The sequence below is a fragment of the Bacillus sp. FSL W8-0920 genome, from assembly GCF_038593215.1.
In the GTDB taxonomy this organism is placed as follows: domain Bacteria; phylum Bacillota; class Bacilli; order Bacillales; family Bacillaceae; genus Bacillus; species Bacillus pumilus.
The window spans coordinates 2,002,237-2,027,715 of the sequence record NZ_CP151974.1 but is presented as its reverse complement, the minus strand read 5'-3'; the positions used below and the strand labels follow the sequence as shown (position 1 = coordinate 2,027,715).

Below are 25,479 nucleotides of genomic sequence, written 5' to 3'. Positions count from 1 at the left end.
AAAGCGATTTTATAAAAGAAGCATGTTACGATAGGAAAAAGTGAATCCTAGGAGGCTATGAGATGTCAATTTATGATATTCAGGTCAAGACCATTAACGGTCAAGAAAAATCAATGGCAGATTACAAAGGAAAAGTACTCATTATTGTCAACACAGCAAGCAAATGTGGACTGACTCCTCAATTTAAACAACTGCAGGAGCTATATGATCAATATCATGAAAAGGGCCTTGAAATTTTAGGATTTCCATGTAACCAATTTATGAACCAAGAACCAGAAGGAGAAGAAGCCATTCAAGAATTCTGTTCTTTGAATTATGGGGTGACCTTCCCTATGTTTGCGAAAGTAGATGTCAATGGTGACAACGCGCACCCGCTCTTCAAACATTTAACAAGTCATGCAAAAGGTGTACTTGGCACAAAAACAGTGAAATGGAATTTCACAAAATTTATCGTGGATCAAAACGGAGAAGTCACTGAGCGGTTCTCTCCGAAAACATCACCAAAAGAATTAGAAAGCTCCATCATCGCTCTTTTGGACAAATAAGGTGCTCACCGTCATGCAGAAAAAACAATTGGAGGCAGTTGCCTCCTTTGTTTCAGATCGGCTGAAATATGAACCGACTGGACACGATGCGGCTCATATTGATCGTGTGCGGCAGCTTGCCTGCCAGATTGCTAATCAGGAAGGCGGCTCTCTGTTTGTGATCGAAATGGCAGCGATTGTTCATGATGTCATAGATGAAAAGCTGCCGGGTGAATGGAAGCTTTCACCAAAGCAGCTTGAGCTTCAGCTCCTTTCTTGGGAAGTTCATACGCGAGATATTTGTTATATCATGGACATCATTACAACGATGTCTTTTCGTCATCGACATAAGCAGAATAGACCAATAACGTTAGAAGGGGCCATTGTTCAAGACGCAGATCGGCTCGATGCGATAGGAGCAACCGGTATTGCGAGGGTGTTTACTTATGCAGGCGCAAAAGGGGAACCCCACTATACAAAGGACACGCAGCAGGGCTCCGTGCTAAAACATATGGAAGAAAAACTGCTCAAATTAAAAGACTTAATGAACACTCGTTCTGGAAAGCAGCTTGCTGAGGAGCGGCATGATTTGATGAGCCTATTTATCAAGACATGGAAAGAAGAATGCGGCCTTACAGATGAGTAGGGTCTTTATGTGTGTAAGGAGGATGTATAGATGAAAATAACAGCGATAGAACCGACGCCAAGTCCAAATACGATGAAGGTCATTTTGACAGAAGCACTTGCCGGCGGGAAAAGCAACAACTACAAAAAGGATCAAAAAGACGAAGCGCCAGAGATGATTAAGCGTATTTTGAACATTGAAGGTGTAAAAGGTGTTTATCATGTCGCAGATTTCTTAGCGGTTGAGCGTAATGCAAAGTTTGACTGGCAGGGCATTTTGCAGCAGGTCAGAGAAGCCTTTGGTCAAGAAACAGAAGGCCTTCAGGAAGGGTCGCAGTCTGGCGGTGACACATTTGGCGAAGTCAAAGTGTTCATCCAAATGTTTAATGGGATTCCGATGCAAGTCAAATTAACGGACGGTGAAAGAGAAGAGCGGTTTGGCATGCCTGAACGCTTCCAAGCAGCCATTTTAAAGCTCAGAAGCAGTTCAGACAATGTCGTATTTGAACGTGTGTGGAAAGAACATGGCGTTCGTTTTGGTGACTTTGCAGATATCGGCCAGGAAGTGACAGAAGAGCTCCAAGCAGCCTATGATGACGAACGTTTAGCCCGCTTAACAGAGGCAGTCAAAGAAGGACAAGAAGCTGTAGATCGACAGGTGAACCGAAAGGCATATGATGTGACAGAAGAAATGCTGCGCGAGGAAGATTGGAAAAAGCGTTTTGCCCATTTAGAGCAAATGCAGCCAGAGCAAAAGGATATACCTGTTTTAATGAAAGCAATGGAGGACCCTAAAACATCGATTCGCAGACAAGCCGTTGTGAATGCTGGAATGATTGAAGATCCTGCTATTCTGCCTATTTTATATAAAGGGCTTAAAGATAAAACAGTGACGGTCCGCAGAACCGCTGGAGACTGCATTTCAGACCTCGGTGACCCGAGCGCTATAGAAGCAATGATCGAATCATTAAAGGATCCAAGTAAACTTGTTCGCTGGCGTGCAGCGATGTTTCTTTATGAAGAAGGTGACGAAACAGCACTTGACGCATTAAAAGAAGCTGAGCAAGACCCTGAATTTGAAGTCAGCCTTCAAGTGAAAATGGCGATTGAGCGCATTGAGCACGGAGAAGAAGCGAAAGGCTCAGTATGGAAGCAAATGACAGAAAGTAGAAAAAATGCATCAGAATGATGAGACTTATGAGCAAGCTGCCAATGATAGGTAGCTTGTTTTTCTAAAATCATAGACGGAAAAATTTTTTTAGAAAAATTATTTTGAATATTGTTGAAATATACGAAAAAACTCTATATAGTAGTACCAATATAGAATATTGGAGGTCAGATTTTATGACACGAACCATGCTGAACACTAGCTTCAGCAGCTATGCTGGTCATCGGTCATTCATCGGTGGCTAAATAAACAGAAAATTTGTAAAATAAAATCAACTCAAAATCATACAGTCAACAAGACTTGTAGTATAGGAGGCTTTTTAAACAGATGGCAGAACTTCGTAGTAATATGATTAAACAAGGAATTGACAGAGCACCTCACCGAAGCTTACTAAGAGCAGCGGGGGTAAAGGATGAGGACTTCGGCAAGCCATTTATTGCTGTTTGTAATTCCTATATTGATATTGTCCCAGGACATGTCCATCTTCAGGAATTCGGAAAGATTGTGAAAGAAGCCATTCGTGAAGCTGGCGGGGTCCCATTTGAATTCAATACGATTGGGGTCGATGATGGAATTGCGATGGGCCATATCGGGATGAGATATTCACTACCAAGCCGTGAAATCATTGCTGACTCTGTCGAAACCGTTGTATCTGCTCACTGGTTTGATGGAATGGTTTGTATTCCTAACTGCGATAAAATTACACCGGGGATGATGATGGCAGCAATGCGTGTCAATATTCCGACGGTCTTTGTCAGCGGTGGACCGATGGAAGCGGGTAGAACAAGTGATGGCAGAAAGATTTCCCTCTCTTCTGTATTTGAAGGTGTCGGTGCTTACCAGTCAGGTAAAATTAACGAAGAGGAATTAAATGAATTAGAACAGTTTGGCTGTCCGACCTGCGGATCTTGTTCAGGTATGTTTACAGCAAACTCAATGAACTGTTTAGCAGAGGCACTTGGAATTGCTCTTCCTGGAAATGGAACGATTTTGGCGACATCACCAGAGCGAAGAGAATTTGCGAAAAAGTCAGCAAAACAACTAATGGAGCTCATTAAAAAGGATATTAAACCACGTGATATTGTGACTGAGAAAGCAATTGATAACGCATTTGCATTAGATATGGCACTTGGTGGTTCAACGAATACAGTTCTTCACACACTGGCGATCGCAAATGAAGCAGGTGTTGAATATTCACTTGAACGCATCAATGAAGTAGCAGAGCGTGTGCCTCATTTATCAAAACTTGCTCCAGCTTCGGATGTTTATATTGAGGATTTACATGAAGCAGGCGGTGTCACAGCTGCGCTAAATGAATTGTCCAAAAAAGAAGGCGCCCTTCATTTAGATACAATGACCGTCACAGCGAAAACGATGGGTGAGAACATTGCAGGTCACGAGGTTAAAGACTATAACGTCATTTATCCAATCGACAAGCCATTTACTGAAAAGGGCGGCTTAGCGGTTTTATTTGGAAACCTTGCGCCAGATGGAGCCATCATTAAAACGGGCGGAGTACAAGATGGGATCACACGTCACGAAGGACCTGCGATCGTATTTGAATCCCAAGAAGAAGCTCTTGAAGGCATCATTAATAGAAAAGTAGAAGCAGGACATGTTGTCATCATTCGCTATGAAGGACCTAAAGGCGGACCTGGTATGCCAGAAATGCTTGCTCCTACTTCACAAATTGTCGGGATGGGTCTTGGACCAAAGGTTGCTTTAATTACGGACGGACGTTTTTCCGGCGCTTCTCGCGGCTTGTCTATCGGACACGTCTCTCCTGAAGCAGCTGAAGGCGGCCCGCTTGCCTTTGTTGAAAATGGTGACCATGTCGTGGTTGATATTGAGCAGCGCATTTTAAGCGTAGAGGTTCCAGAGGAAGAATGGGAAAAACGAAAAGCGAACTGGAGAGGCTTTGAGCCAAAAGTGAAAACGGGCTATCTTGCCAGATATTCAAAACTTGTGACATCAGCCAACACAGGCGGAATTATGAAAATTTAATCTGAAATAGAACATTTGAAAATTGGCTCTCTCTATAGTATCCTTTATTCACAACATAAGGATTTTAGAGGGGGCTTTTTTATGTCAATGGCATATGAAGAATATATGCGCCAGCTCGTTGTGCCAATGCGCCAAGAGCTGACAAGTGCAGGATTCCAAGAACTGACGACGGAAGAAGAAGTAGAACAAACGATGCAAGAAGCTGAAGGAACAACATTTGTTGTTGTTAATTCTGTATGCGGCTGTGCTGCCGGCTTAGCACGCCCAGCAGCGACTCAAGCTGTGATGAAGGCAGAAAAAGCGCCAGACAAAATCGTCACAGTATTTGCTGGGCAGGACCGGGAAGCAACGGCAAAAATGAGAGAATACTTCACTGGTGAAGAGCCATCATCTCCTTCTATGGCCCTTTTAAAAGGAAATGAACTCGTTCATTTTATCCCACGTGACGAAATTGAAGGTCATGAAATGGAAGATATCATGAAAAATGTCTTAACTGCATTTGAAAAACATTGCTAATACACGTGTTGAAATGCCCTGTAACTAGATCAGGGCATTTTTTCTTGATCATGATGGAGGAACGATATGCTCATTACAACAAGCTTTAGAGTAAATGAACAAACGATTAAAACAGCGAAGGCTCTTGCAGAGGATTTACATGGTGAGTATGTAGAAAGACGCAAACAATCTGTCAAGCAGCTTGCGATGAAACGAGGAGATGTCCTTGTTGTCGGAAAAGAAAGATTTGAATGGTATCAGCCAAATGGTGAAAAGTTCTTCTTTCATCCAAGCTCAGCGATGTTCAGGGTGAAGCGGCTCTTGCGCGAAGAAAAGGATCCTTTAATTGAAGCAGCACAGCTAAAGCCGGGAGATTCCTTTTTAGATTGCACACTTGGCTTAGGGTCTGATGCGATTACTGCAAGCTGTGCGATAGGCAGGAATGGAAGGGTCGTCGGTATTGAAAAGAATCCCATTACGGCGTTACTAGTGAAAGAAGGACTGAATACATGGGAGACGGGGATAGAGGAAGCTGATGAAGCGATGAAACGGATTTCTGTTATCAGTGGAGACAGTATCGAGCAGCTAAAGAAGTATCCTGACTGTTCATTTGATATCGTCTATTTTGATCCGATGTTTGAGGAAACGATCCAAGAATCTACAAGTATAGCGCCGCTACGTCATGCGGCAGAGCACGACTTTGATCACGAAGCAGCCGTGCAAGAAGCATTAAGGGTGGCAAGAAAAAGAGTGGTGTTAAAAGATCATTGGAAAAGCACACGATTTAAAGCGGACTCTTACCAATTTCACGTCATCAAACGAAAAACAGCCCAATTTCATTATGGGTATATCGAGAAAGAAAAAAGCCCTCTCTAAGGGCTTTTCAGCGTGTAGACAAACCCTCGCATTCGGTGTCAGTCCTGCGTGCTGGTGCTCACGAATGTCAAATTCGCTCCGCGCCAGTACTCGTCCTTCCTAGACTTCAAAGGTTTTCTATCACGCTGAAAAGAAGACAAAGGGCTAAAATCAAGATCATTTTAGCCCTTTGTCAACAATCTGAAAAGCCCTCTCTAAGGGCTTTTAATCCGTAATCTCCATATAGACAAAATAAAACAGTGTCAGCAAGGAAGCTGTGACGAAAAAGCCTTCAAGCATACCCATTCCTCCCAAATTTTAGTTGCCATTACTGTCATTGTAAACGTTTTATTATGAAAAAGAAAGTCTCAAATCAGTGACCAAATTGAATGACTGAAAATTCATTATATGCTAGAATAGCAGTATGATAACTTATGGAAGGAATTAGATATCATGAAGATGTGGATGAGAAAAACGCTTGTTGCGCTCTTTACCATTGCAACTTTTGGTTTGGTCTCTCCTCCGTCGGCTTTGATGACAGACAAGCCATCTGAACTTTCTTCACCTGATAAAACGCCTTATACAGCGGTTTATGATACATCAGGCTGGGAACGATCGCAAGAGGCAAGCAAAGAGCAGGTAGACCCCTTTGAGCAATATAAGGAAGAGGTTCTATCAAGTGCAGAAAATCAGTCATTTCTCAAATTCGGCCGTAAAATCACACCTGTCATTGAAGACGAGTACAGAGAAGAGATTCAACCGAAAATTGAACAAGTGTTAACCGATGTTTTAACAAATTTCAAAGATGACGAAAAATTTCAAGATGTTGTGTTAACTGATCAGCCTTCAAGCGGAAATGGCGAAAAAATCTTTCACATCTACAACCGGAAGACTGGAGAAGATTTGCTCCGTTTTCATGTGAGAAGAGATCAGCCGCCACACAGCGGATATTGGTTTAACTTTCACTACCATACAGCAGAAGATGGATTCCAGACGCATCATGAACTCGGTAATATTTACTGGGACAAAAACACCCCGCCGAGCTGGATGAGCCACTAGAAGGAGATGTCATGCCAATTGAAAAAGTATACAATGAACGAAATGGTGCAGATTACAAAACGAATGTTAAACGAACGCGGAGTGAAAATTGAAGATATTGCACACATTGTGCTAAAGCTTCAAGAAAAATATCATCCAAACCTTCCACTTAGTGTCTGTATTGAAAATGTTGAAAAAGTGTTGAATAAAAGGGAAATTGTCCATGCGGTTTTAACAGGACTTGCCCTTGATCAGCTGGCAGAAAAAAAGCTGTTGCCAGAACCTTTGCAGCACTTAGTTGAAACAGATGAGCCGCTATATGGAATTGATGAGATTATTCCGCTTTCCATTGTCAATGTATATGGATCAATCGGCTTGACCAACTTCGGTTATTTAGATAAAGAGAAATTTGGTATTATCAAGGAATTAGATGAAGGTCGTCCAGGTGAAGTGCATACCTTCCTTGATGATCTTGTCGCCGCGCTTGCCGCAGCAGCAGCTAGCCGTATTGCTCACTCACACCAAGATATTAAGGACGAAGAGCAGGATCGAGTGAATCAAGTATAAAAGAAAAACATGTCTGCTCATGATTATGCAGGCATGTTTTTTTGGTGTTTAAACAAAAGCGGAAATAAGGTAAACTACAACAAGAACATAAATAAAGGATGAAAAAAATGAAACAATACAAAGAGTTATGCCGTCATGTATTACAGCACGGGGATGAAAAAGGTGACAGAACGGGAACAGGTACAATCAGCACGTTCGGTTACCAGATGAGATTTGATTTGCAGGAAGGATTTCCGCTGTTAACAACAAAGAAATTGCACCTGAAATCAATTATTCATGAGTTACTGTGGTTTTTAAAAGGTGATACAAATGTCAAATATCTTCAGGAAAATGGTGTCCGTATTTGGAACGAATGGGCAGATGAAAATGGCGAACTGGGCCGTGTATACGGAGCTCAGTGGCGATCTTGGGCTAGTGGGGACGGTGAGACAGTGGATCAGATCACAAAGCTGATCCACGATATCGAGCATAATCCGAATTCAAGAAGACTGATCGTCAGCGCTTGGAACCCGGCTGAAATTGATCAAATGGCACTGCCACCATGTCATTGTCTGTTTCAATTTTACGTATCAAACGGGAAGCTTTCTTGCCAGCTTTATCAAAGATCGGCAGATATCTTTTTAGGCGTGCCATTTAATATTGCTTCATATGCTCTTCTCACGATGATGATTGCCAAAGTCACAAATCTTGAGCCAGGAGAGTTTGTTCATACGCTAGGAGATGCACATATTTATCAGAATCATCTTCCGCAGGTGAAAATGCAGCTAGAGCGCGAGGAACGCACGCTTCCGCAGCTTCGCATCTCAAGAGATGTGAAGAGCATTTTCGATTTCACGTTCGATGATTTTGTACTTGAGAACTATGATCCGCATCCGCATATTAAAGGAGAAGTCAGTGTATGATTTCGATGATTGTGGCGACAGGAAAAGACAGAGTCATTGGTCAAGATAATCAAATGCCTTGGCATTTACCAGCTGATTTAGCGTATTTTAAGAAGGTCACAGGCGGCCATACGATTGTCATGGGCAGAAAAACGTTTGAATCCATTGGACGAGCGCTGCCTAACCGCCGAAATATCGTGCTCACAACAAGTTCTTCTTTTGAAGCAGAAGGATGCGAGGTTGTCCATTCCATTGCCGATATTTTGGCAATTGGGGAAAGCGAGACCGAGTTATTTATCATCGGCGGGTCTAAGCTGTATGAAGAAATGATGCCATATGCGGATCGTCTATATATCACGCATATTCACCATGCGTTTGAAGGAGACCGCTACTTTCCTGATTACAATGAAAACGAATGGACGGTTGTATCACGCAAAAAAGGCCATCGTGACGAAAAGAACCCCTACAATTATGAATTTGTCGTATATGATAAAAAAGGATAAATGAGTAGGAGGAGTACGGTTGTTTCGTTATTGGTTTTTAACGCTTTATGTTGTTGTATCCTTTTTTAAAAGTATGAGGCATTTGCATGCCCATGAATTAACTGATCCACGCATTTCCTATACGAAACGAATGCATCTCATTCATGAGCATGCAAAAAGGTTTGCCCGAGGATGTATTGACCAGTCAGGATCAGTTATGACCATTCACCAGCAAAAGAAGCTGCCAGATGGACCCGTTATTTATATCACACAGGCACTGAATCCAGTCACAACCACATTATTGATTGGTCACCTTGAAAAACCATTTGCTTTCATGGCAAAGCCGAATCTTTTTCGATATCCCATTTTAAAACAATGGCTGAAGAAGATGGCGGTTATTCATCAGAATCAATCTGATGATGCCTTATTAGAAGAAGCAAAGGAAAGAATCTTATCGGGGCAGAGTGTATTGCTTTCAGAATCATATCGTCACATGGCAGAGGCACTTGCTGAAGATTGTGATTGTCCGCTTGTACCGGTTGAAACAAGTGGAACGGATCGTCTATTAACTGGGAAAGTCGTGAAAAGGCTGCGCCCTGTTAATGTTGATATTCATATTAAAGCACCTGTCATGATGAGCGATTACGCCCAAAAGCGCGCATAGAAAAACCAGCATCCACTTTCGGATGCTGGTTTTTTTCATGCAGCAGGAATGTTCACACAGTAGAAGAGAATGCAGAAGAACATTGATGCACTGCCGCCGAGAACAAAGCTGTGCCAAATGGCATGATGATAGGGGATTTTCCGCCAAATATAAAAGATGGTTCCGACTGAATACAATAGACCGCCTAACAGCAAGAGGCCAAATCCTGCGCCCGTTAATCCAATGTAAAGTGGTTTGATGGCAATGATAATCATCCAGCCCATTAATAAATAAACGAGGGTGGACACAATGATAAACCGTTTGACGAAAAAGATTTTAAAGACAATACCGCCAGCAGCAAGAGCCCATACAATTGCAAGAAGCGTATAGCCGAGTGCGCCTTTTAATGGTCCGAGTAAAAAGGGCGTATAGGTACCAGCAATCAATACATAAATAGCCGAGTGGTCGAGGATTTCAAATACATCTTTTGTTTTTTTGTGCCGAATGCTATGAAGCAAGGTCGAGCTTAAATAGAGCAGCAGCATGGATGCCCCAAATATTGAAAAGCTCACGATCTCTGTGATAGTGCCGTATTGAACAGCGAATAACACGAGAAAAACAATGGCTGGTATGGATAAAATAACGCCAATGCCATGTGTAATGGCGTTTGCAATTTCTTCTTTTACAGTAAACAATGGATGTCCTCCTTTTATTGAACCGGTATATAACCATCAAGTGACTTCAGGAATGAAAGACCTTCAAGTGTAATCTTTGTGCCGGCCCTGCCTTTTCCTTTCGTCACGTATGCTTTTTTCTCAAGGTCATCTAATCGGCTCCTCACCTGCTGAGGGGTCAGCGGGATGTCGCCTTGCTTGCTTAATTCAGACAAGATGCGTCTGCTGGCTGCTTCACCTTTCTCATTGAGAGATTTAATGGCTTCTAGCAGGAAAACAAACTCTTGTTTTTCCATTAGTGTGAGCTGATGATCTTCCTTTTTTCCTTTTACCTCCGGCGAAAGAGGGGTTAACACAAAAGGCGGCAGGTGGTGTAAAAATACCGTTTGCCCCTCGAGAATGACTGCAGCATAATGAACGATATTTTTGAGTTCCTGTACGTTTCCTTCAAACGGATACTCCTGCAAGGTTTCCCAAACACTTGGATCAATATCAGGCGCCATGCTCAGCTCCTGAAAGAAAGCAGTTGTTAACACAGGAATGTCAGTTTTTCGATCTGCTAATGACGGCAAGGGCAAATGGAAAACATTTAAGCGATAAAACAGCTCAGGTAAAAAGGTAGATGAAACCCTCAATGCCTCTATTGATAAAGACGAAGTGGCAATGATTTTTGTTGCAGGAGATGTTTCTAGAAAACGAACAACCTGATGCTGCATAGGAATACTTAATGCGGCGATTTCGTCTAAATAAAGGATTTGACGGGTCTTTTCCGTGAAGGCTTTCTGCAAGGTATCTTCATCTAAGATGGGGCAATATAGATGTGTCAGTGAAGCGTTTGGAGCCGATGCATGAGCAATTTCATGGGCAAATCGTGTTTTGCCTGTGCCAATGTCTCCTGTGATCAAGACAGGCTGCTCGTGCTTTGTGAATTGCTTTGCCAGGTGAATGGCACGCTTCATTTCTTGATGCTCTCCATATATAGATGTAAACGAATGTGTGGTCATCGGGTGATTCCTTTCTTTATGGTTCTAATTGGTTCTATTGTAACACCCAATAAAACCAAATGTACAGAGAAACGAAAAAGTTTGTGAAATTTATGCTTGATCTATGATCTATTGGTTTATTTTTTGAATATTCATGTTATAATGACAAATTAAATAAGGTTAAAGAGAAAGGATCTTGTACATGAAACCGTTGCTCAAAGAAAACACGCTAATTCAAGTGAAAGACATTTTAAAGGCCCATCAAAATTTGAAGGATGTAGTCATTCATACACCTCTTCAAAAAAATGAGCGACTTTCTGAACGATATGAATGTAATGTCTACTTAAAAAGAGAGGATCTGCAAGTAGTTCGTTCCTTTAAATTAAGAGGCGCTTTTAATAAAATGAGCCAGCTTCCAAAAGATAAACTAAAAAACGGCATTGTCTGCGCAAGTGCAGGAAATCACGCACAAGGTGTTGCCTATTCTTGTAAATATCTAGGTATCCACGGAAAAATCTTTATGCCTGCTACGACACCAAGGCAAAAAGTATCTCAAGTAGAGCTTTTCGGAAAAGAATATGTTGAAATTATCTTAACCGGAGATACGTTTGATGATTCATATCATGAAGCAGTTAAATGCGGAGATGAAGAAAAGCGTGAGTTTATCCATCCGTTTGATGATCTAGATGTGATGGCAGGACAAGGAACGACTGCTGTAGAAATATTAAATGATATCGAAGTGGAGCCTCACTTTTTATTTGCAAGTGTTGGAGGTGGAGGTCTGTTATCTGGAGTTGGTACATATATCAAAAATATCGCCCCAGAAACCGAAATCATTGCCGTCGAACCACTTGGCGCAGCTTCACTCCATGCCTCTCATGAAAAGGGCAAGGTTGTGACACTTGATTCCATTGATAAGTTTGTAGACGGAGCAGCGGTTCAGCGGATTGGCGAAAAGACGTTTACATCGCTACAATCTGTTGTCGATAAAATTAGTCTTGTACCTGAGGGGAAAGTATGTACAACCATTTTAGAGCTTTATAATCAATGTGCGATTGTAGCAGAGCCGGCAGGCGCACTTCCGATCGCAGCGCTGGATGCCCATCGCGAGGAGATTAAAGGGAAAAATGTTGTCTGTATTGTCAGTGGAGGAAATAATGATATTGGCAGAATGCAGGAAATCAAAGAACGGTCGATGATCTATGAAGGGCTTCAACATTATTTCATTGTCAATTTTCCGCAAAGAGCAGGTGCGCTTCGGGAATTTTTAGATGAAGTATTAGGGCCAAATGATGATATCTCCCGCTTTGAATATACGAAAAAGAATAACCGAAGCAAAGGACCCGCGCTTGTTGGCATCGAATTGAAAGAAAGAGATGACTATGCGGCGCTCATTGAACGGATGAATAAAAAAGGATTCCATTATGTTGAAGTGAATAAAGATCAAGATTTATTCCACCTATTTATTTAGGCGTAACAGAACATTGGAAAAGAGGATTGATCATTTGTGCTGCTCAAAACAATATGTTTTAGACGGATGGATGGAGCTCAGATCAAGGTAACAGAAGTTCCTGTACTAAAGGGAGATGAGCCGTATCGTTTCATGCTCACCTTTAGACTTGAAGCTTTCTTGAAAAAAGTCTATGTATCTAAAGGAAAGAGAGCTGTGTACTCTTTCAGAGAGGATGTGAAACGTAACGTCAAGTGGAGCACATATGAGCAGATCTATCAGGAGCCTACACTGAAACACAATGCGTAAAAAGGAATCTTTGTCAAAGGGAGTGAGCGGCTGTTTTAAAATGGCTGCTGCTCAGCTTGGCAAGGATTTTTTTCATGAAAAGAAGAAAATGTGACAATTTCAAAAACGTCATGACAGTTGTTTTCAAGTTTGCACGAAATAAGGTAATATCATAAGTAAAGACTAAGACAGCAAGGATGAGACGATAGTGAAACAAATTAAAATTGTAACAGATTCAACAGTGGACCTTCCGCAAGAAAAAATCAATGATCTTTCCATTCACGTGATTCCGCTCAATATCTCCATTTCTGGGGTTGATTATATTGACCGAGTGAATATACAGCCAGATGAATTTATTGAAAAAATGGAGGCCGCTGAGGAATTGCCGAAAACGTCTCAACCTGCGATCGGTCAATTCGTCGAATTATATGAAAGGCTGACGGCAGATGGAAGCGAAGTCATTAGTATCCATTTAACGGGTGGGATGAGTGGTACGGTTCAAACTGCTGAAAGCGCTTCGAAAATGGTAGACGGAAACATCACGGTGATTGATTCAAACTTTATTTCATATGGATTAGGGTTTCAAGTCACCAAAGCAGCCGAACTTGCACAAAATGGTGCAAGCCGTGAAGACATCATCAAAGAAATGGATAAAATCCGTCTTGGAACAAAGCTATTTGTCACAATCGATACATTAGAAAATCTCGTGAAAGGTGGAAGAATTGGAAGAGGGAAGGCGCTGATCGGCTCACTTCTTCACATCAAACCAATTGCCAGCTTAACAGACGGGGTATACACACCAGAAGCAAATGTGAGAAGCTATTCTGCTCTTGTCCGCTATTTAACCAAACAGTATGTACAGGCGGTGAAAGGAAAAACAGTTCAAGCCATTGGGATAGCGCATGCAGATGCATTAGAACTCGCTGAAAAGCTCAAATCAGCGCTGCTTGATCATACACCTGAAGCACCTGTTGACATCGCCTACACAACACCAATTATTTCGTGTCACACTGGAAAAGGTGCAATAGGCTTTACTTTTTATACCGATTGACTTGAAAAAGGGGATGGACGTACCATGCTTAAAAAAAAGGGAGCCTCACTTGGTGCGCTTATGATCATAAGCGTGCTTCTTTTAGTCTCATGTTCAAATGGACAAATCAAAGATGCGTTAAATTATCAAATACAGCCGTTTGAATATGAAAATCAGGATGGGCAAAAGGTGTCATTGGATGATTTGAAGGGGAAAGTATGGGTGGCAGATTTTATTTTCACAAGCTGTGAAACGATCTGTCCGCCGATGACTGCACATATGACAGAGCTGCAAAAACGGTTAAAAGAAGAAAAATTGGATGCGCATATCATTTCCTTTAGCGTGGACCCGGAGGTGGATTCACCGAAAAAGCTAAAAGAATTTGCAAAAGCATATCCTTTATCCTTTAAAAATTGGGATTTCCTCACTGGTTACTCGCAGTCAGCAATTGAAAAATTCGCAATGAAAAGCTTTAAAACCATTGTGAAGAAACCTGAAGATGAAGACCAAGTGATCCATCAGTCATTGTTTTTCCTAGTTGATCAAGAAGGAAAAGTGATGAAAAATTATGATGGTGTACAAAACACGCCATATGAAGACATCATCAAGGACATCAAAACGCTGATCCGAAGCTAGCATAAAGATGTTCAAATGAGCAAAAACATGATACACTTTTTTAATCAGAAAAAGGAGGGACATCATCGTTTGAAGGCTCGTTTGATTTTGATTGTGATGTCTCTAGCTTTTGTTCTTTCTGCATGTTCCGCGCAAGAGGCTGGCATAAAGGATAAACTAGAAGACACACAAGACGTAAAAGAACATATTACCATCGCAGCGGTTGGAGATTCCTTAACAGAAGGAATCGGAGATCAACAAAAAAAAGGATATGCAGGCATGACCCGTGACAAGTTAGAAGCAGTGGACGGCGTGCAATCTGTCACATTAAAAAACTATGCCATTAAAGGCAGTAGAACGGTAGATTTATTAAAAAGATTAAAAGAAAAAAAGGTGCAAGACGGTCTGAAAGATGCTGACTATATTTTCTTTACGATCGGCGGCAATGACTTAATGCATGTCGTTCGTCAAAATGTACTCAATTTGACGTTTGCTCCTTTTCAAAAAGAGCAGGGGCCTTTTGAGGAGCGCTTTAAAACCATTCTTGCTCAACTGAGAGAACATAATGACCATGCGAAGATCATGTATGTAAGCATGTATAATCCCTTTAAATTCAGTCTCACTGAGCTGAAAGACATTGATGAAGTCGTCAAAGACTGGAATGCCATCGCCAAAAAAGAACTAAAAAAAGATGGCAACGCTGATATGATCAATGTAGCAGATTTATTTGAGGAAGATTCTGATGAAAAATTACTGGCAGATGATGATTTCCACCCAAACCAAAAGGGGTACTCTCTTATGGCAAATCGTTTATTCTCCAAAGTGAAAAAAGAAGGACTGCCGAAGGAATAGGGTGAACGTATGAAAAAGTGGAAAAGCTTATTTTTTATTTTACTTGCAATCAATCTATTGATTGTACTTGCCTGCGGTATTTTGATGTTGCTGCCAGGCGGTCAATCCGCTTCAACTAAAGAATTGAAAAGCGAGTATTCTTTTAATATATCTAGCTCAAAGGAATCACTCACCAGCTTTATCAATGATTACTTGAAAAATCAAGGGTCAAGCGATATGCCAGACTTTCATGTGGCGATCGATCAAGATGTAAAAGTAACAGGCGCCATTAAAGCTTTCTCTTCGACGATTGATGCAAACGTCTCATTTACGCCAACTGTCGAAGATAATGGTGATGTGCTTTTGAAAGTGGATGGCCTTTCAATTGGACAATTGAGCATTCCGATTAGTTTTGTTCTAAGCTACATGGGCCAGTTCTATGAACTGCCAGAATTCGTTCATGTGAAACCGGATCAAAAAACGGTTGAAGTGCGCCTTTCAGAAATGCCGTTGACGAATGATATGTATGTGAAAGCAAACAAAATTGATCTAGAGAACGATGAAATTGAGTTCTCATATTATCATCCAAAGCAATAGAAAGTGAGTCAGGAGTGAAATCATGAAGCGAGTCTATCAATATTTTAGTTTACTGTCGTTTTTATTTGCTGCGTACTTTGGCATCACAGCTGCCACTGATTTAAGAGCAGAAAATATCGATCAGTTTTACTTAAATATTGCCTATTGTGCATTATTTCTAGGTATCATGATTCTTGCTTTTGATTTTCAAAAGCAAGAAAAAGCTGAAGATGTCTCGTAAAGAGCCTTTCCTTTATGGAAAAGGCTCTTTTTTATATTTGCTGAGACAAGACCACCTTCGCCATAAGCTCTGGCTCTCCGTTAGCAAATCCATGAAGCAGAATGAGGTATGCGCGATTTGCTTGCAGATGAACTTTTGGGATATCAAGCAGTATACTTTGAGTGCCGGCGGCTTTCAATTCAAAATGATATTTATTCGGGGAGAAATGATGAATGTGAGTGCTGTTTACATAGTGAAGCTCCTTAGCTAACACCCCTTGATCACGTTCATATATATCAATGGAAGGAAGGTCTGGAGAAAGGTGGACAAATGTAAGGGCTGACAGGTCCTTATGTTGAATTAGAGGGTCTTGCCGCTCTGTCAGCAGCGCAAAACCTGCATGTGCACCCGTGATACATAGGGTGTAAATCTCGTCACGTTTAATTTTCATACGAGAATGAAGAACTCTTTGTTTTGTAGCTAGCTTGAACACTTCTATCTCATACATTCCCTCATCCCACTCCATATAGGCTGTTAACTGGCTGTAAGGCATTTTTTTCAAAACCTCATTCCGGTTCACATAAACAGCGAGCTCACTAAGATCTGGGGCAGCGTGAAAAAGCCGAATAAAGGCTTTGGATGAAGGGCTGCTTTGAGGGTGCTCGAAGCCCGCAGCGAGTGGACGGTATGGATAGTTATGATAAAAGAGCTGCTGCATGTATCAATCCCTACTTTCTTATGCGATGGTGTTTTTTGTAGCGTATGCATGAAAAAGGCGATCTGTATAGGCAAACGAAGCATAGAAAAAAGCCTGACGTTTTCCGTCAGGCCCGCATGTTAAGAAGGAGAAGAATATTGATGATATTCAGCTAGCTTAATGAACGTTTTTTCATCCTCAATGAGACCACAAACACCGCACTGGACTTTTATTTGAGGACCTTGATAGCTCATGTGAAAAGGAGAAAGCTGCTCTCCTTCGTATCTTTCGACAACTGCTCCGGTCGCAGGGTCCAGCTTCACAGGTTCTGAAAGCTGCTCAATCAGATTAAAGCGCGTTCTGTTCGTTTTACAGTTTGGACAAAGATAAGGGCTTGTCATGGTTCATTCCACCTCTTTTTATCCGTAGCATGTCCAGTGCGCTAAATTCTATGCTTCATCCTTTTGACTTTTATCCAGCTTTTTAAATAATTTGATCATTGTTTTTAGTTCCTCATCGTCGAATGACTCAAATCGCTCCATAAAGTATTCTGTTTTCTTTTTCTCAAAATGCTCAGTAATTTCCTTACCCTTATCGGTTAAGTGGATTTTGATGATGCGGCGATCCTCTTTAGAACGGATACGGGTGATCCAGCCCTTTTCTACAAGTGTGTCGGTCACAGCTGTGATATGGCTTGCTGACACTCCTAGAATGGACGCAAATTCCGTTACTTTTTTTGCACCTTGCTCACGAAGCAGATTTAAAATGAGAAATTCATTTCGAGATAATTCGTTTTCGAGCAGGCTGTTAATCTCATAACGGATCTGCTTAAATACGGTTCTCAGTAAAGTATCCATTTCATACATCATTTTTTTTCTTTGTTCCAATCATTAAACCCCCATTATATTTTAAAATACGACAAAATGCTTTTTTATCATTTAGGTAGACGAGTCGTATCATTTTCATTATTTTTCATCATGTTATAATATGATGATACCATTTTTTAAATGAAGGGGGCACTAATATGTCTGAAAAACAAGAATTAGCCACATTTGCAGGAGGCTGCTTCTGGTGTATGGTTAAACCTTTTGATGAACAGCCGGGCATTATCAAAGTTGAATCAGGGTATACTGGCGGACATACAGTGAATCCGACCTATGAAGAAGTATGTACAAATACAACGGGGCATAGAGAAGCGGTTCAAATCACGTTTGATCCAGACGTATTCCCGTATGAAAAGCTATTAGAACTGTATTGGCAGCAAATAGACCCAACAGATGATGGCGGGCAATTTGGTGATAGAGGAGAGTCCTACCGCACAGGTATTTATGTTCATCATGATGAGCAGAGAAAGCTTGCAGAGGCATCGAAAGAGAAGCTGAACGAAAGCGGCATCTTTCAAAAGCCAATTGTGACAGAAATTTTAGATGCTGCTCCTTTTTATCCCGCAGAGGAGTATCATCAGCACTATTATAAAAAGAACAAAATGCACTACGAACGATATCATGTCGGTTCTGGCAGAGCGGGTTTTATTGAGTCCCATTGGAGTGATAAATCATGACAAACGATAAAGAAAAACGACTAAAAGAATTAAACCGAATGCAGTATGAAGTCACACAAAATAATGGCACTGAGCCGCCATTTCAAAATGAATTCTGGGATCATAAAGAAGAAGGCATTTATGTAGATATTATTTCAGGCAAGCCGCTTTTTTCTTCTTTAGATAAGTTTGATGCCCATTGCGGCTGGCCGAGTTTCACAAAGCCGCTTGAAGATGAGGAAGTAGCCGAGAAGGTGGATAAGAGCCATGGGATGGTGCGGACAGAGGTGCGCAGCAAGACAGCTGATTCTCATCTAGGTCATGTCTTTCCTGATGGACCAGGACCAAATGGTCTTCGGTATTGTATTAATTCAGCCGCTTTGAAGTTTATCCCAAAAGATGCTCTTGAAAAAGAAGGCTATGGGGATTTGAAACATCTATTTGATTGATCTATTGAAAAATCGTCACATGGAAGGCATCTGCTTCCGTGTGACGATTTTTTATTTTTTATGATGCGTGTGATGTAATTGTTCAATGATGCGGAATAGCTTTTCTTTTGTAATGAGAGGCGCTTCATTGGATGTGTAATTGGTTAAGTCGACTTTTTGAAAGGAAGCATGCAGTTTTGGTCTTGGTAAAATGGCATAAAATTGTTCATGCTCAAATAGTGCATCTGCTTCGTGCGGAAATGTAAGCTCTTCGTGAAGCTTTTCTCCAGGTCTTTTCCCGACAACGAGAATTTCCGGAGATGAGACCTTGATTTGAGCAGCATATTCATGAAACGCTTTTAAGAGATCAGCAAGCTGTAATGACTCCATCTTGAGAATGAACGTTTCGCCTCCTTTCATCATGATGGCTGCTTGAAGTGTGAGGGAGACAGCCTCTTCGATGGACATAAAAAAACGTGTCATATGAGGATCAGTTACGGTCAAAGGTTTTTCATTTAACAGCTGCTGGAGCATGATGGGAATGACGGAACCTCTTGATCCAAGCACATTGCCAAAACGCACAGAGCAAAACAATGTTTTTTGGTTCAGAATACTTTCGTTTGCTTGGAAAAATAGTTTTTCTGAAATTAATTTTGTTGCACCCATGGCATTTGTCGGAGAAACTGCTTTGTCTGTGGAGATGTTGACAACATGACTGACTTCATGTTCGATTGCAGCCTCAATGATGTGCTGCCCGCCGATAATATTTGTTTGCACGGCTTCAAACGGATTGTCTTCACAAGTAGGTACTTGTTTTAAGGCGGCTGCATGAAAGATGATATCAACGCCTTTGACGAGCTGTCTCACGCGGCTTGCATCTCGTACATCGCCTAAAGCGAAGGCGACTTCTGGGTGATCCGCATACTCATTTTTCATCATGTATTGTTTGCTGTCATCTTTGCTGAAGACGATAATCTTTTTTGGAGAGCATGATGTTAATTTTTTCACAATTTGACGTCCGATTGAACCTGTACCGCCTGTAACTAATATCGTTTTGTCACGAAAAAAAGCCTTCAAACTCGTTTCTATCTTTTTGGACATATCTAATCCCCCAACTCTCATTTCTCTACTTTGCATCATATGTGAAAGAGTGGTATCCGTTTGAGGAAAAGAACCACTTTCTATATAAATTAGGTGAACACATTATAACCATCTGCATGACGTTTTAATAGAATATGGAGAGATAAGAGAATAAGTAGAAAAAAGAGAGACCTGAACACTTCAGTACTGCGATCAGCTCGGAAGAATATGTAGAGAGCTTTGCGCGAGGGGAGAAGGGAATACATGTATAGGGGAAATCGTATTTTAGCCTTGATACCAGCTTTTAGAAGCAGGCGCGATCAGCATGATGAACACATTCGCGTATTGGCGGAGCGGCCGCTCATCTATTGGACCATTCAGCCGTTACTGCAAATGATTGAGTTAGACGAAATCATCGTCTCTACAGAGGATGTCAATACACAAATCATTTCTTCTCACTACGGAGCCCGTGTGATAGAACTTCCAGACAGTCATGTAACAGAACAAACACCGTCACTCATAGCGGTGAAGCATGCGCTTGCTTACTTAGAGCGTGAGGGGAAGACCTTTGATATTGTTCTATATTTGCATCCATCGTCTCCTTTAAGACATCCGGAAGATATTGAGAAGTGCTTGCAGCTTCTAGTAGAAGGGAGCTATGACTGCGTGGCATCTTTTACAGAGGCGCTAGAAAACCCAAATGAGACATGGACACTGCATGAGAATAATGAAGCCACTTTATATAAGGACAATCATTACTTTTTCATGCCAAAGCATGAGCAGCCATATACGTATGGCCGTTTAAATGGAGCAGTGTATGCTTTTCATGTTCTATATGCAAAAGAATGCATTCATTCCTTTTTAGAAGGATCTGTTGGAGCGTATATCATGGATTCCCAAAAATCACTTGTGGTCAAACAGGAAGAAGATCTTGAGAAAGCGGAGAAAGTCTTATTGGCTCGCAGAGATGCGGAGGGTTAGGTATAAGAAGAATTTCAACGAGAAAAGCGCCCGGTCATAGGGCGCTTTTTACGATCTCATAAAGTCTGTGTGGAAATGACTCAAATGTATTCCAGGAAACGACTTGTTCGTAATTGTTTCGTGCGATTGCTTTTCTTTTCTCGGCATTTGATCCATAATATTCAACCTGTTCTAGCAAATCGTCCTCATCTTTATAAAAAGCGAAGCTTGAAAAAGCTTGAGGCGGTTGTAGATCCGTCAATTGAAAGCTTCCAGCTGCAGCGATATCAAACGCTCTGTTGTTCAGGCTTACATTTTGAACCATGGCTTTGTTTTTGTTATAAGCAAATTGAGCCGGTCTGTGCGGGTTAAGAACAATCGCTGATTGCTGATAGATGTCCGCCAATTGCTGAGGGCTCAGCCAATTGGTCACTAATGTGAGATCGCGATCATGTCTTCGTGACTTATTTAAATGACGATGCCATTCCTTACCTGCAACGAGAATTCGCCATTTTTTTTGTTGTAAGAGTGTATCAATGGCTTTCATGCGGTTGGGATAAGGGTAGCCAATGAGTGCAATGTCGTAGATGCACATCTTTTCAGACGATTCATTTTTTTGAAAAATATTTGTATTTGCCGGAATGGGAAAGTAGTAGGCGTGACCTATGCCCAATTGCTTGTAAAATGGCAAAGCTCCTTCATCAATTGTTAATATGAGCCGCGCATCACGCGTGCAAGCAGCTGACACATCTGTATAAAAGGGATCTTCTGTCATCCACAAAACGATCGGGATCTTTTCTTGTTTGAATTGATAAAGCACTTCGCTCGGAACATGATCACCGATCATCATCAAAACAAAATCCGGAGAAAATGTCCGGATTTTGTGCATGTGAGCGGGTAGAGATTCTCGGTCAATCTTTACACATGAAAAGGGGGAATCAATGAAGCTCTCTTCTACCCATTGATCAAACATATGATAGATTCCGCCGTAGCCAGAGCTGATATAAAGAAGCTTCATGATGGCCCTCTCATATTAAGACGTGAACGTAACACTTTCAACTTTATCTACATCTAATAAAGTCGTTGCAGAGCCTGTTGGTGTGACTGAGCTTTCTTGTGTAACAAAGACAACACCCGTTGACGCATCGAATGATACGAATTGAACTGGCCCGATTAAGTCTCCTGAGTCAGTGACAATGCTAATGACGGTTCCTGGTGTAAGTCTTGCAAAAATCCATCTTGCTGGCTGCGATACATCAAGTGTTGTAGCAGAATCTGAAGGTGATGCCTCAGCTGCCACTTCACTTAATAAATCATTCAATTTTTCTTCCATTTGAACTCCTCCTTCTTCAAGATTAACTGTTAATGTACGAGTAAGTGGTTTGAAAAACACTTTCAATAGTTCTTTTTTTAATTCGGCACGCTTGTCGCTCATTTTTTTCCCATCCTTTCTTCATCAATTCAAACTCACCCCTATGTATATGCCGTTCATTTTTTTTGGTATAAGCAGAACGCTGATTCCTTGTTCTTTTTATCATTTAATCACTTCACACATTTTTAAAAATGTTTTCAAATGCTGAGGCTAAATGAAGTGAATCTCATACTCTAGTAAAGATTAAATGCGAAGAGAGAGGGATTATGAATGGAATTTGATCAATTATTAAATGGTTGGAACGAAGAATTACTAGAAGCAGAAGGAGTACTTGAAGTCATCTTGATTTTACTTCTTCTTCGTCTATTAGAAGAAAGTGAGGAAGAGAGTGTGTCAGACATCAAAGAATTACTTCGTCCGTGGCTTGAACTTGGCATTCCAGTGCCACGCGTTCATTTAGTCAATGGAGATGTCCTTCAAAACGTAGTTGTTGTGCAGCTCTTTGATACAGTAGCGGTCTTTAAAAACGCGACAAATCAGCTAAGAGTGAATGTTCCTTACGTGAACATCGTCAGCTGGGGGGCTTTTTAATCTAATTAAAAAGGATAATGATCATGAAAGTATCGGTGATTTTAACAAGCTACAATAAACCTGATTTCATTGATCGTGTGCTAAAGAGTATGGTGGAACAAACGTATTCAAATTGGGAGCTTCTCATTATGGATGATGGCTCAGAACAAGGCACCATCCAAAAGATCCAGCCCTATTTAGAAGATGAGCGCATTCATCTGTATTCACGCACGGTTCATCCTGCAAAACGGCTGTTAACCGTACGGTATGCGACACTAATTAATGAAGCGCTAGCTCGTATAACAGGTGAGCTCATTTGTTATTTAACCGATGATACCGTGTATCATCAAGATCGTTTGCAGAAAATGGTGGATGTTTTTCAGTCGAAGCCTCATATCGATATTGTGTATTCCTCGCAGCGGGTCGTGCATGTTGATAAGCAATTAGTTGAGACGATGAACTTTGTGCGTGAAGCAGACCAAATATTGGAGCATGCGTCCTTTCAAGTGGACCATTGTTCGGTCATGCACAGAAGGCGTTTGCTTCCGCTAATTCATGAAAAATACGGACAATATTGGGCTGATGAGCCGAAACACTGGCATCATGCAGATTCTGTTTTTTGGATGAGGCTGAATGATTTTGCTGCTTTTTTTCCATTAAGAGATGTACTTGATACAACGTATAAAACGCCTCATTCCTTTCATCATTTGTTTTCGAGTATGCCGTATGATCTCATTGACGGAACGGTGATTGAAAAGGAAGGGGATTACTACCAAATCGCAGGCGGGAATCTTCATGAAATTGAAAGGTGCTGGGTGAACGAAAAAAACAGACGCGCCATTCGGGTTCCATCGTTATGTGCGATGAAATATGAGATGAAAGACATGCTGGCAGTACCTAATTATACAGTTGTCACAGCAGATCATGGGAAAACGTTCTATTATATTGAAGGTCAGAAAAAAAGGCGGTTTGCTTCAAAGCGTGACGTGCAATATTTTCAGTTTCATCCTAAGGATATCTATACGATTTCAAATGAACGGCTTCAGATGTATGAAGAGGGCGGCATGATTCAAGTGTCACCAGTATTTAATCCGCCAAACAGGCGGCTCTTTAAATGGAAACAAGATGTCTATTTACTGATGCATCATACTTTTTGCCGTATTGACCCTGAGGTTGTAAAGCGATTTGCTTTTTATCATCAGCCAATTAATTTATACCCTTCCCAATTTACATTATTTCAAGAAGGAAAGCCGATAATGCCGCTGTATATGGAATCGCTGCAAGAATTCGATATGTCTCTTTATCAAACATCAGGGCGAAAGCACTCCTCATAAGAGGGGTGCTTTTTTGACGCTATTGACAAAAAAAGCAGGAAGTTGCAAGGAAAAAGCGAAACATGAAAGGACTGGAGAACGTGTGATGAAGATGATCAAGCCGCTGAAAATTCGGCAATAGATGCCAGTTTTTCGGCACTGAAAGTGAGGGGGAAAGAATGGGGAAGGTTGTCGAAAGAGCGGACTGGTTTGAATTAATTTTAGAAGCCATTGATGAAGCCATCCATGTTGTAGATGATCAAGGAATGACGATCTTTTACAATCATAATGCCGCTAAGTTTGACTGTTTACAAAAAGAAGAGGTGATTGGCAAGTACATCCTTGATGTGTATCCCTCTTTAACAGAAAAAACAAGTACGCTCATGCATGTTTTGAGAACAGGGAAGCCCATTTATCATTCGCTGCAAACCTATTTGAATAAAAACGGCGAAAGAATTGAGACCGTCAATACGACATTGCCTATTATTGAAGACAGCCAGTTAATAGGTGCGGTCGAAGTCGCAAAAGATGTATCGAAGCTGTCAGCCCTTTCGAATCGTTTAGATCAAAAAAAACGAATACACGATGCGGCTGGGGCAGAACAAATGCATGATTTTTCTTCATTTTTAACAAATGATCCGCTCTTAAATGAAATGCTTGAAAAGGCAAAAAAAGCTGCTGCTTATCCGTCATCAGTTGTTGTCTACGGGGAAACAGGGACAGGGAAAGAAGTGCTCGTTCAAGCCATCGTTCATGAATCTGATCGGAAAAACCAAGTGTTCATTCCGCAAAACTGTGCGGCACTCCCAGAATCGCTACTTGAGAGCCTATTGTTCGGATCTGTCAAAGGGAGCTATACAGGCGCAATTGATCGCAAGGGGCTCTTTGAATTAGCTGATGGAGGCACGCTTTTTCTTGATGAACTGCAAGCGATGCCGCTCACGCTGCAGACGAAATTATTACGTGTGTTAGAGGATGGCGTGGTGCGCCGCATTGGAGATGCAAAAGCGATTCAAGTAGATGTAAGACTCATTACTGCACTCAATATGGACCCATTTGAAGCGGTGAAAAAGCAAATTTTAAGAGAAGACTTATTTTATAGACTGCATGTGTCATCTTTTCATATCCCGCCGCTTCGTGAGAGAAAGCAAGACATCCCGCTGCTTTCCCGCCATTTCATTCAAACCTATCATCAGCAGTTTTCAAAAAACGTCAAACGCCTTTCTGAAGAAACAAAGCAATTGTTTATGGCTCACCACTGGCCGGGGAACGTTCGAGAATTAAAACATACCATTGAGCATGCCGTATTGATGATGCCAAAGGAAGCGGAAGACATCACACCTTCATACCTTCCTGCTCATTTACGTACGCAGAAGCTTGAGGAAGGAACACTCAATGCCTCCTTAAAAAGTCAGGTTTCTTCATTTGAACAAACACTCATTCAAGAAGCTTTAAACAAGCATCATGGCAATATTAAAAAAACCGCTGCCGCTTTAAAAATCCCTCGACAAACACTGCAATATAAACTGAAGAAATATGCAGATGCCGAAATATAGGCATCACCATCCATT

32 protein-coding genes are annotated in these 25,479 nt (G+C 41.3%); 24 read left to right on the top strand and 8 right to left on the bottom strand.

Going from position 1 to position 25,479, the window contains the following annotated elements; translation table 11 throughout:
• Positions 1–62: 62 nt before the first annotated feature.
• The 11 genes from NSS78_RS10060 to NSS78_RS10010 all read left to right on the top strand — a co-directional run bounded on the left by NSS78_RS10060 (position 63) and on the right by NSS78_RS10010 (position 9,302).
• Complete coding sequence (locus NSS78_RS10060) at positions 63–545, top strand: glutathione peroxidase (protein ID WP_003216059.1); 483 nt, start codon at positions 63–65, stop codon at positions 543–545.
• A 13-nt stretch (positions 546–558) separates the two neighbouring features.
• Positions 559–1,170: an HD domain-containing protein gene (locus NSS78_RS10055; protein WP_212045982.1), complete on the top strand. Its 612-nt coding sequence runs from the start codon at positions 559–561 to the stop codon at positions 1,168–1,170.
• Positions 1,171–1,200: 30 nt separating this feature from the next.
• Positions 1,201–2,337, top strand: coding sequence for a conserved virulence factor C family protein (locus NSS78_RS10050; RefSeq protein ID WP_003215956.1), 1,137 nt, complete (start codon positions 1,201–1,203; stop codon positions 2,335–2,337).
• A 306-nt stretch (positions 2,338–2,643) separates the two neighbouring features.
• Entirely contained in the window at positions 2,644–4,320 is a 1,677-nt protein-coding gene (ilvD, locus tag NSS78_RS10045) for a dihydroxy-acid dehydratase (protein ID WP_212045983.1), read from the top strand.
• 81 nt (positions 4,321–4,401) lie between these two features.
• Positions 4,402–4,836 (top strand): BrxA/BrxB family bacilliredoxin, encoded by a 435-nt coding sequence (locus NSS78_RS10040; protein ID WP_003215999.1) that lies wholly within the window; start codon positions 4,402–4,404, stop codon positions 4,834–4,836.
• Between the two features lie 66 nt (positions 4,837–4,902).
• A complete protein-coding gene (locus NSS78_RS10035) occupies positions 4,903–5,691 on the top strand; it encodes a class I SAM-dependent methyltransferase (RefSeq protein ID WP_212045984.1) in 789 nt (262 codons plus the stop codon).
• 432 nt (positions 5,692–6,123) lie between these two features.
• A complete protein-coding gene (locus NSS78_RS10030) occupies positions 6,124–6,729 on the top strand; it encodes a YpjP family protein (protein ID WP_003215665.1) in 606 nt (201 codons plus the stop codon).
• 18 nt (positions 6,730–6,747) lie between these two features.
• A complete protein-coding gene (locus tag NSS78_RS10025) occupies positions 6,748–7,275 on the top strand; it encodes a phosphatidylglycerophosphatase A (RefSeq protein ID WP_003215861.1) in 528 nt (175 codons plus the stop codon).
• Positions 7,276–7,382: 107 nt separating this feature from the next.
• The gene (locus NSS78_RS10020; protein WP_212045985.1) at positions 7,383–8,177 is read left to right on the top strand and encodes a thymidylate synthase; all 795 of its coding nucleotides are present in this window, start codon (positions 7,383–7,385) and stop codon (positions 8,175–8,177) included.
• Positions 8,174–8,659, top strand: coding sequence for a dihydrofolate reductase (locus tag NSS78_RS10015; protein WP_003215564.1), 486 nt, complete (start codon positions 8,174–8,176; stop codon positions 8,657–8,659). Before NSS78_RS10020 ends, NSS78_RS10015 begins: the two co-directional genes overlap by 4 nt.
• A 19-nt stretch (positions 8,660–8,678) precedes the next feature.
• Entirely contained in the window at positions 8,679–9,302 is a 624-nt protein-coding gene (locus NSS78_RS10010; RefSeq protein WP_212045986.1) for a 1-acyl-sn-glycerol-3-phosphate acyltransferase, read from the top strand.
• A 35-nt stretch (positions 9,303–9,337) separates the two neighbouring features.
• On the opposite strand, the gene NSS78_RS10005 is transcribed toward NSS78_RS10010, so the two are convergent.
• Positions 9,338–9,976, bottom strand: coding sequence for a hemolysin III family protein (locus NSS78_RS10005; RefSeq protein ID WP_003215766.1), 639 nt, complete (start codon positions 9,974–9,976; stop codon positions 9,338–9,340).
• Between the two features lie 14 nt (positions 9,977–9,990).
• Complete coding sequence (locus NSS78_RS10000) at positions 9,991–10,959, bottom strand: sigma 54-interacting transcriptional regulator (protein ID WP_212045987.1); 969 nt, start codon at positions 10,957–10,959, stop codon at positions 9,991–9,993.
• A gap of 181 nt (positions 10,960–11,140) precedes the next feature.
• Here NSS78_RS10000 and ilvA point away from each other — a divergent pair, with 181 nt between their 5' ends.
• From ilvA to ypmT, 7 genes are all read left to right on the top strand, one after another.
• Positions 11,141–12,409, top strand: a complete 1,269-nt coding sequence (gene ilvA / locus NSS78_RS09995; RefSeq protein WP_003215464.1) for a threonine ammonia-lyase IlvA — start codon at positions 11,141–11,143, stop codon at positions 12,407–12,409.
• Between the two features lie 36 nt (positions 12,410–12,445).
• Positions 12,446–12,697, top strand: a complete 252-nt coding sequence (locus NSS78_RS09990; protein ID WP_003215729.1) for a YpmP family protein — start codon at positions 12,446–12,448, stop codon at positions 12,695–12,697.
• 187 nt (positions 12,698–12,884) lie between these two features.
• Positions 12,885–13,727 (top strand): DegV family protein, encoded by an 843-nt coding sequence (locus NSS78_RS09985; RefSeq protein WP_003215944.1) that lies wholly within the window; start codon positions 12,885–12,887, stop codon positions 13,725–13,727.
• 24 nt (positions 13,728–13,751) lie between these two features.
• On the top strand, positions 13,752–14,342 hold the full coding sequence (locus NSS78_RS09980; RefSeq protein ID WP_309216823.1) for an SCO family protein: 591 nt from the start codon (positions 13,752–13,754) through the stop codon (positions 14,340–14,342).
• A 69-nt stretch (positions 14,343–14,411) separates the two neighbouring features.
• On the top strand, positions 14,412–15,173 hold the full coding sequence (locus tag NSS78_RS09975; RefSeq protein ID WP_309216821.1) for an SGNH/GDSL hydrolase family protein: 762 nt from the start codon (positions 14,412–14,414) through the stop codon (positions 15,171–15,173).
• Between the two features lie 9 nt (positions 15,174–15,182).
• Positions 15,183–15,749: a YpmS family protein gene (locus tag NSS78_RS09970; RefSeq protein ID WP_044141181.1), complete on the top strand. Its 567-nt coding sequence runs from the start codon at positions 15,183–15,185 to the stop codon at positions 15,747–15,749.
• Positions 15,750–15,771: 22 nt separating this feature from the next.
• On the top strand, positions 15,772–15,969 hold the full coding sequence (ypmT, locus tag NSS78_RS09965) for a protein YpmT (protein ID WP_012010295.1): 198 nt from the start codon (positions 15,772–15,774) through the stop codon (positions 15,967–15,969).
• A gap of 31 nt (positions 15,970–16,000) precedes the next feature.
• On the opposite strand, the gene NSS78_RS09960 is transcribed toward ypmT, so the two are convergent.
• The 3 genes from NSS78_RS09960 to NSS78_RS09950 all read right to left on the bottom strand — a co-directional run bounded on the left by NSS78_RS09960 (position 16,001) and on the right by NSS78_RS09950 (position 17,532).
• Positions 16,001–16,666, bottom strand: a complete 666-nt coding sequence (locus NSS78_RS09960; RefSeq protein ID WP_212045990.1) for a DUF4397 domain-containing protein — start codon at positions 16,664–16,666, stop codon at positions 16,001–16,003.
• A gap of 119 nt (positions 16,667–16,785) precedes the next feature.
• The gene (locus tag NSS78_RS09955; RefSeq protein WP_012010293.1) at positions 16,786–17,046 is read right to left on the bottom strand and encodes a hypothetical protein; all 261 of its coding nucleotides are present in this window, start codon (positions 17,044–17,046) and stop codon (positions 16,786–16,788) included.
• 48 nt (positions 17,047–17,094) lie between these two features.
• Positions 17,095–17,532, bottom strand: coding sequence for a MarR family transcriptional regulator (locus NSS78_RS09950; protein ID WP_050943899.1), 438 nt, complete (start codon positions 17,530–17,532; stop codon positions 17,095–17,097).
• 137 nt (positions 17,533–17,669) lie between these two features.
• On the opposite strand from NSS78_RS09950, the gene msrA reads away from it, so the two are divergent.
• Complete coding sequence (msrA, locus tag NSS78_RS09945) at positions 17,670–18,206, top strand: peptide-methionine (S)-S-oxide reductase MsrA (protein WP_050943900.1); 537 nt, start codon at positions 17,670–17,672, stop codon at positions 18,204–18,206.
• On the top strand, positions 18,203–18,634 hold the full coding sequence (gene msrB / locus NSS78_RS09940) for a peptide-methionine (R)-S-oxide reductase MsrB (RefSeq protein ID WP_137055077.1): 432 nt from the start codon (positions 18,203–18,205) through the stop codon (positions 18,632–18,634). Before msrA ends, msrB begins: the two co-directional genes overlap by 4 nt.
• A gap of 51 nt (positions 18,635–18,685) precedes the next feature.
• Here the strand turns inward: msrB and NSS78_RS09935 are convergent, their stop codons facing one another.
• Positions 18,686–19,714, bottom strand: a complete 1,029-nt coding sequence (locus tag NSS78_RS09935; protein WP_137055078.1) for an SDR family NAD(P)-dependent oxidoreductase — start codon at positions 19,712–19,714, stop codon at positions 18,686–18,688.
• Between the two features lie 243 nt (positions 19,715–19,957).
• Between NSS78_RS09935 and NSS78_RS09930 the strand changes: the two genes are divergently transcribed.
• Positions 19,958–20,674: an acylneuraminate cytidylyltransferase gene (locus tag NSS78_RS09930; protein WP_212045991.1), complete on the top strand. Its 717-nt coding sequence runs from the start codon at positions 19,958–19,960 to the stop codon at positions 20,672–20,674.
• Between the two features lie 34 nt (positions 20,675–20,708).
• On the opposite strand, the gene NSS78_RS09925 is transcribed toward NSS78_RS09930, so the two are convergent.
• Both NSS78_RS09925 and NSS78_RS09920 read right to left on the bottom strand, forming a co-directional pair.
• Positions 20,709–21,671, bottom strand: a complete 963-nt coding sequence (locus NSS78_RS09925; protein WP_212045992.1) for a DUF3880 domain-containing protein — start codon at positions 21,669–21,671, stop codon at positions 20,709–20,711.
• Between the two features lie 15 nt (positions 21,672–21,686).
• Positions 21,687–22,088 (bottom strand): hypothetical protein, encoded by a 402-nt coding sequence (locus NSS78_RS09920; protein WP_050943904.1) that lies wholly within the window; start codon positions 22,086–22,088, stop codon positions 21,687–21,689.
• A gap of 207 nt (positions 22,089–22,295) precedes the next feature.
• Between NSS78_RS09920 and cgeC the strand changes: the two genes are divergently transcribed.
• From cgeC to NSS78_RS09905, 3 genes are all read left to right on the top strand, one after another.
• Positions 22,296–22,616 carry a spore maturation protein CgeC gene (cgeC, locus tag NSS78_RS09915; RefSeq protein WP_050943905.1) on the top strand — a complete coding sequence of 107 codons (321 nt, stop codon included), beginning with the start codon at positions 22,296–22,298 and terminating at the stop codon, positions 22,614–22,616.
• Between the two features lie 17 nt (positions 22,617–22,633).
• Positions 22,634–23,929, top strand: coding sequence for a glycosyltransferase family A protein (locus NSS78_RS09910; protein WP_212045993.1), 1,296 nt, complete (start codon positions 22,634–22,636; stop codon positions 23,927–23,929).
• 158 nt (positions 23,930–24,087) lie between these two features.
• Positions 24,088–25,464: a sigma-54-dependent Fis family transcriptional regulator gene (locus tag NSS78_RS09905; RefSeq protein WP_003216007.1), complete on the top strand. Its 1,377-nt coding sequence runs from the start codon at positions 24,088–24,090 to the stop codon at positions 25,462–25,464.
• Positions 25,465–25,479 lie beyond the last annotated feature (15 nt).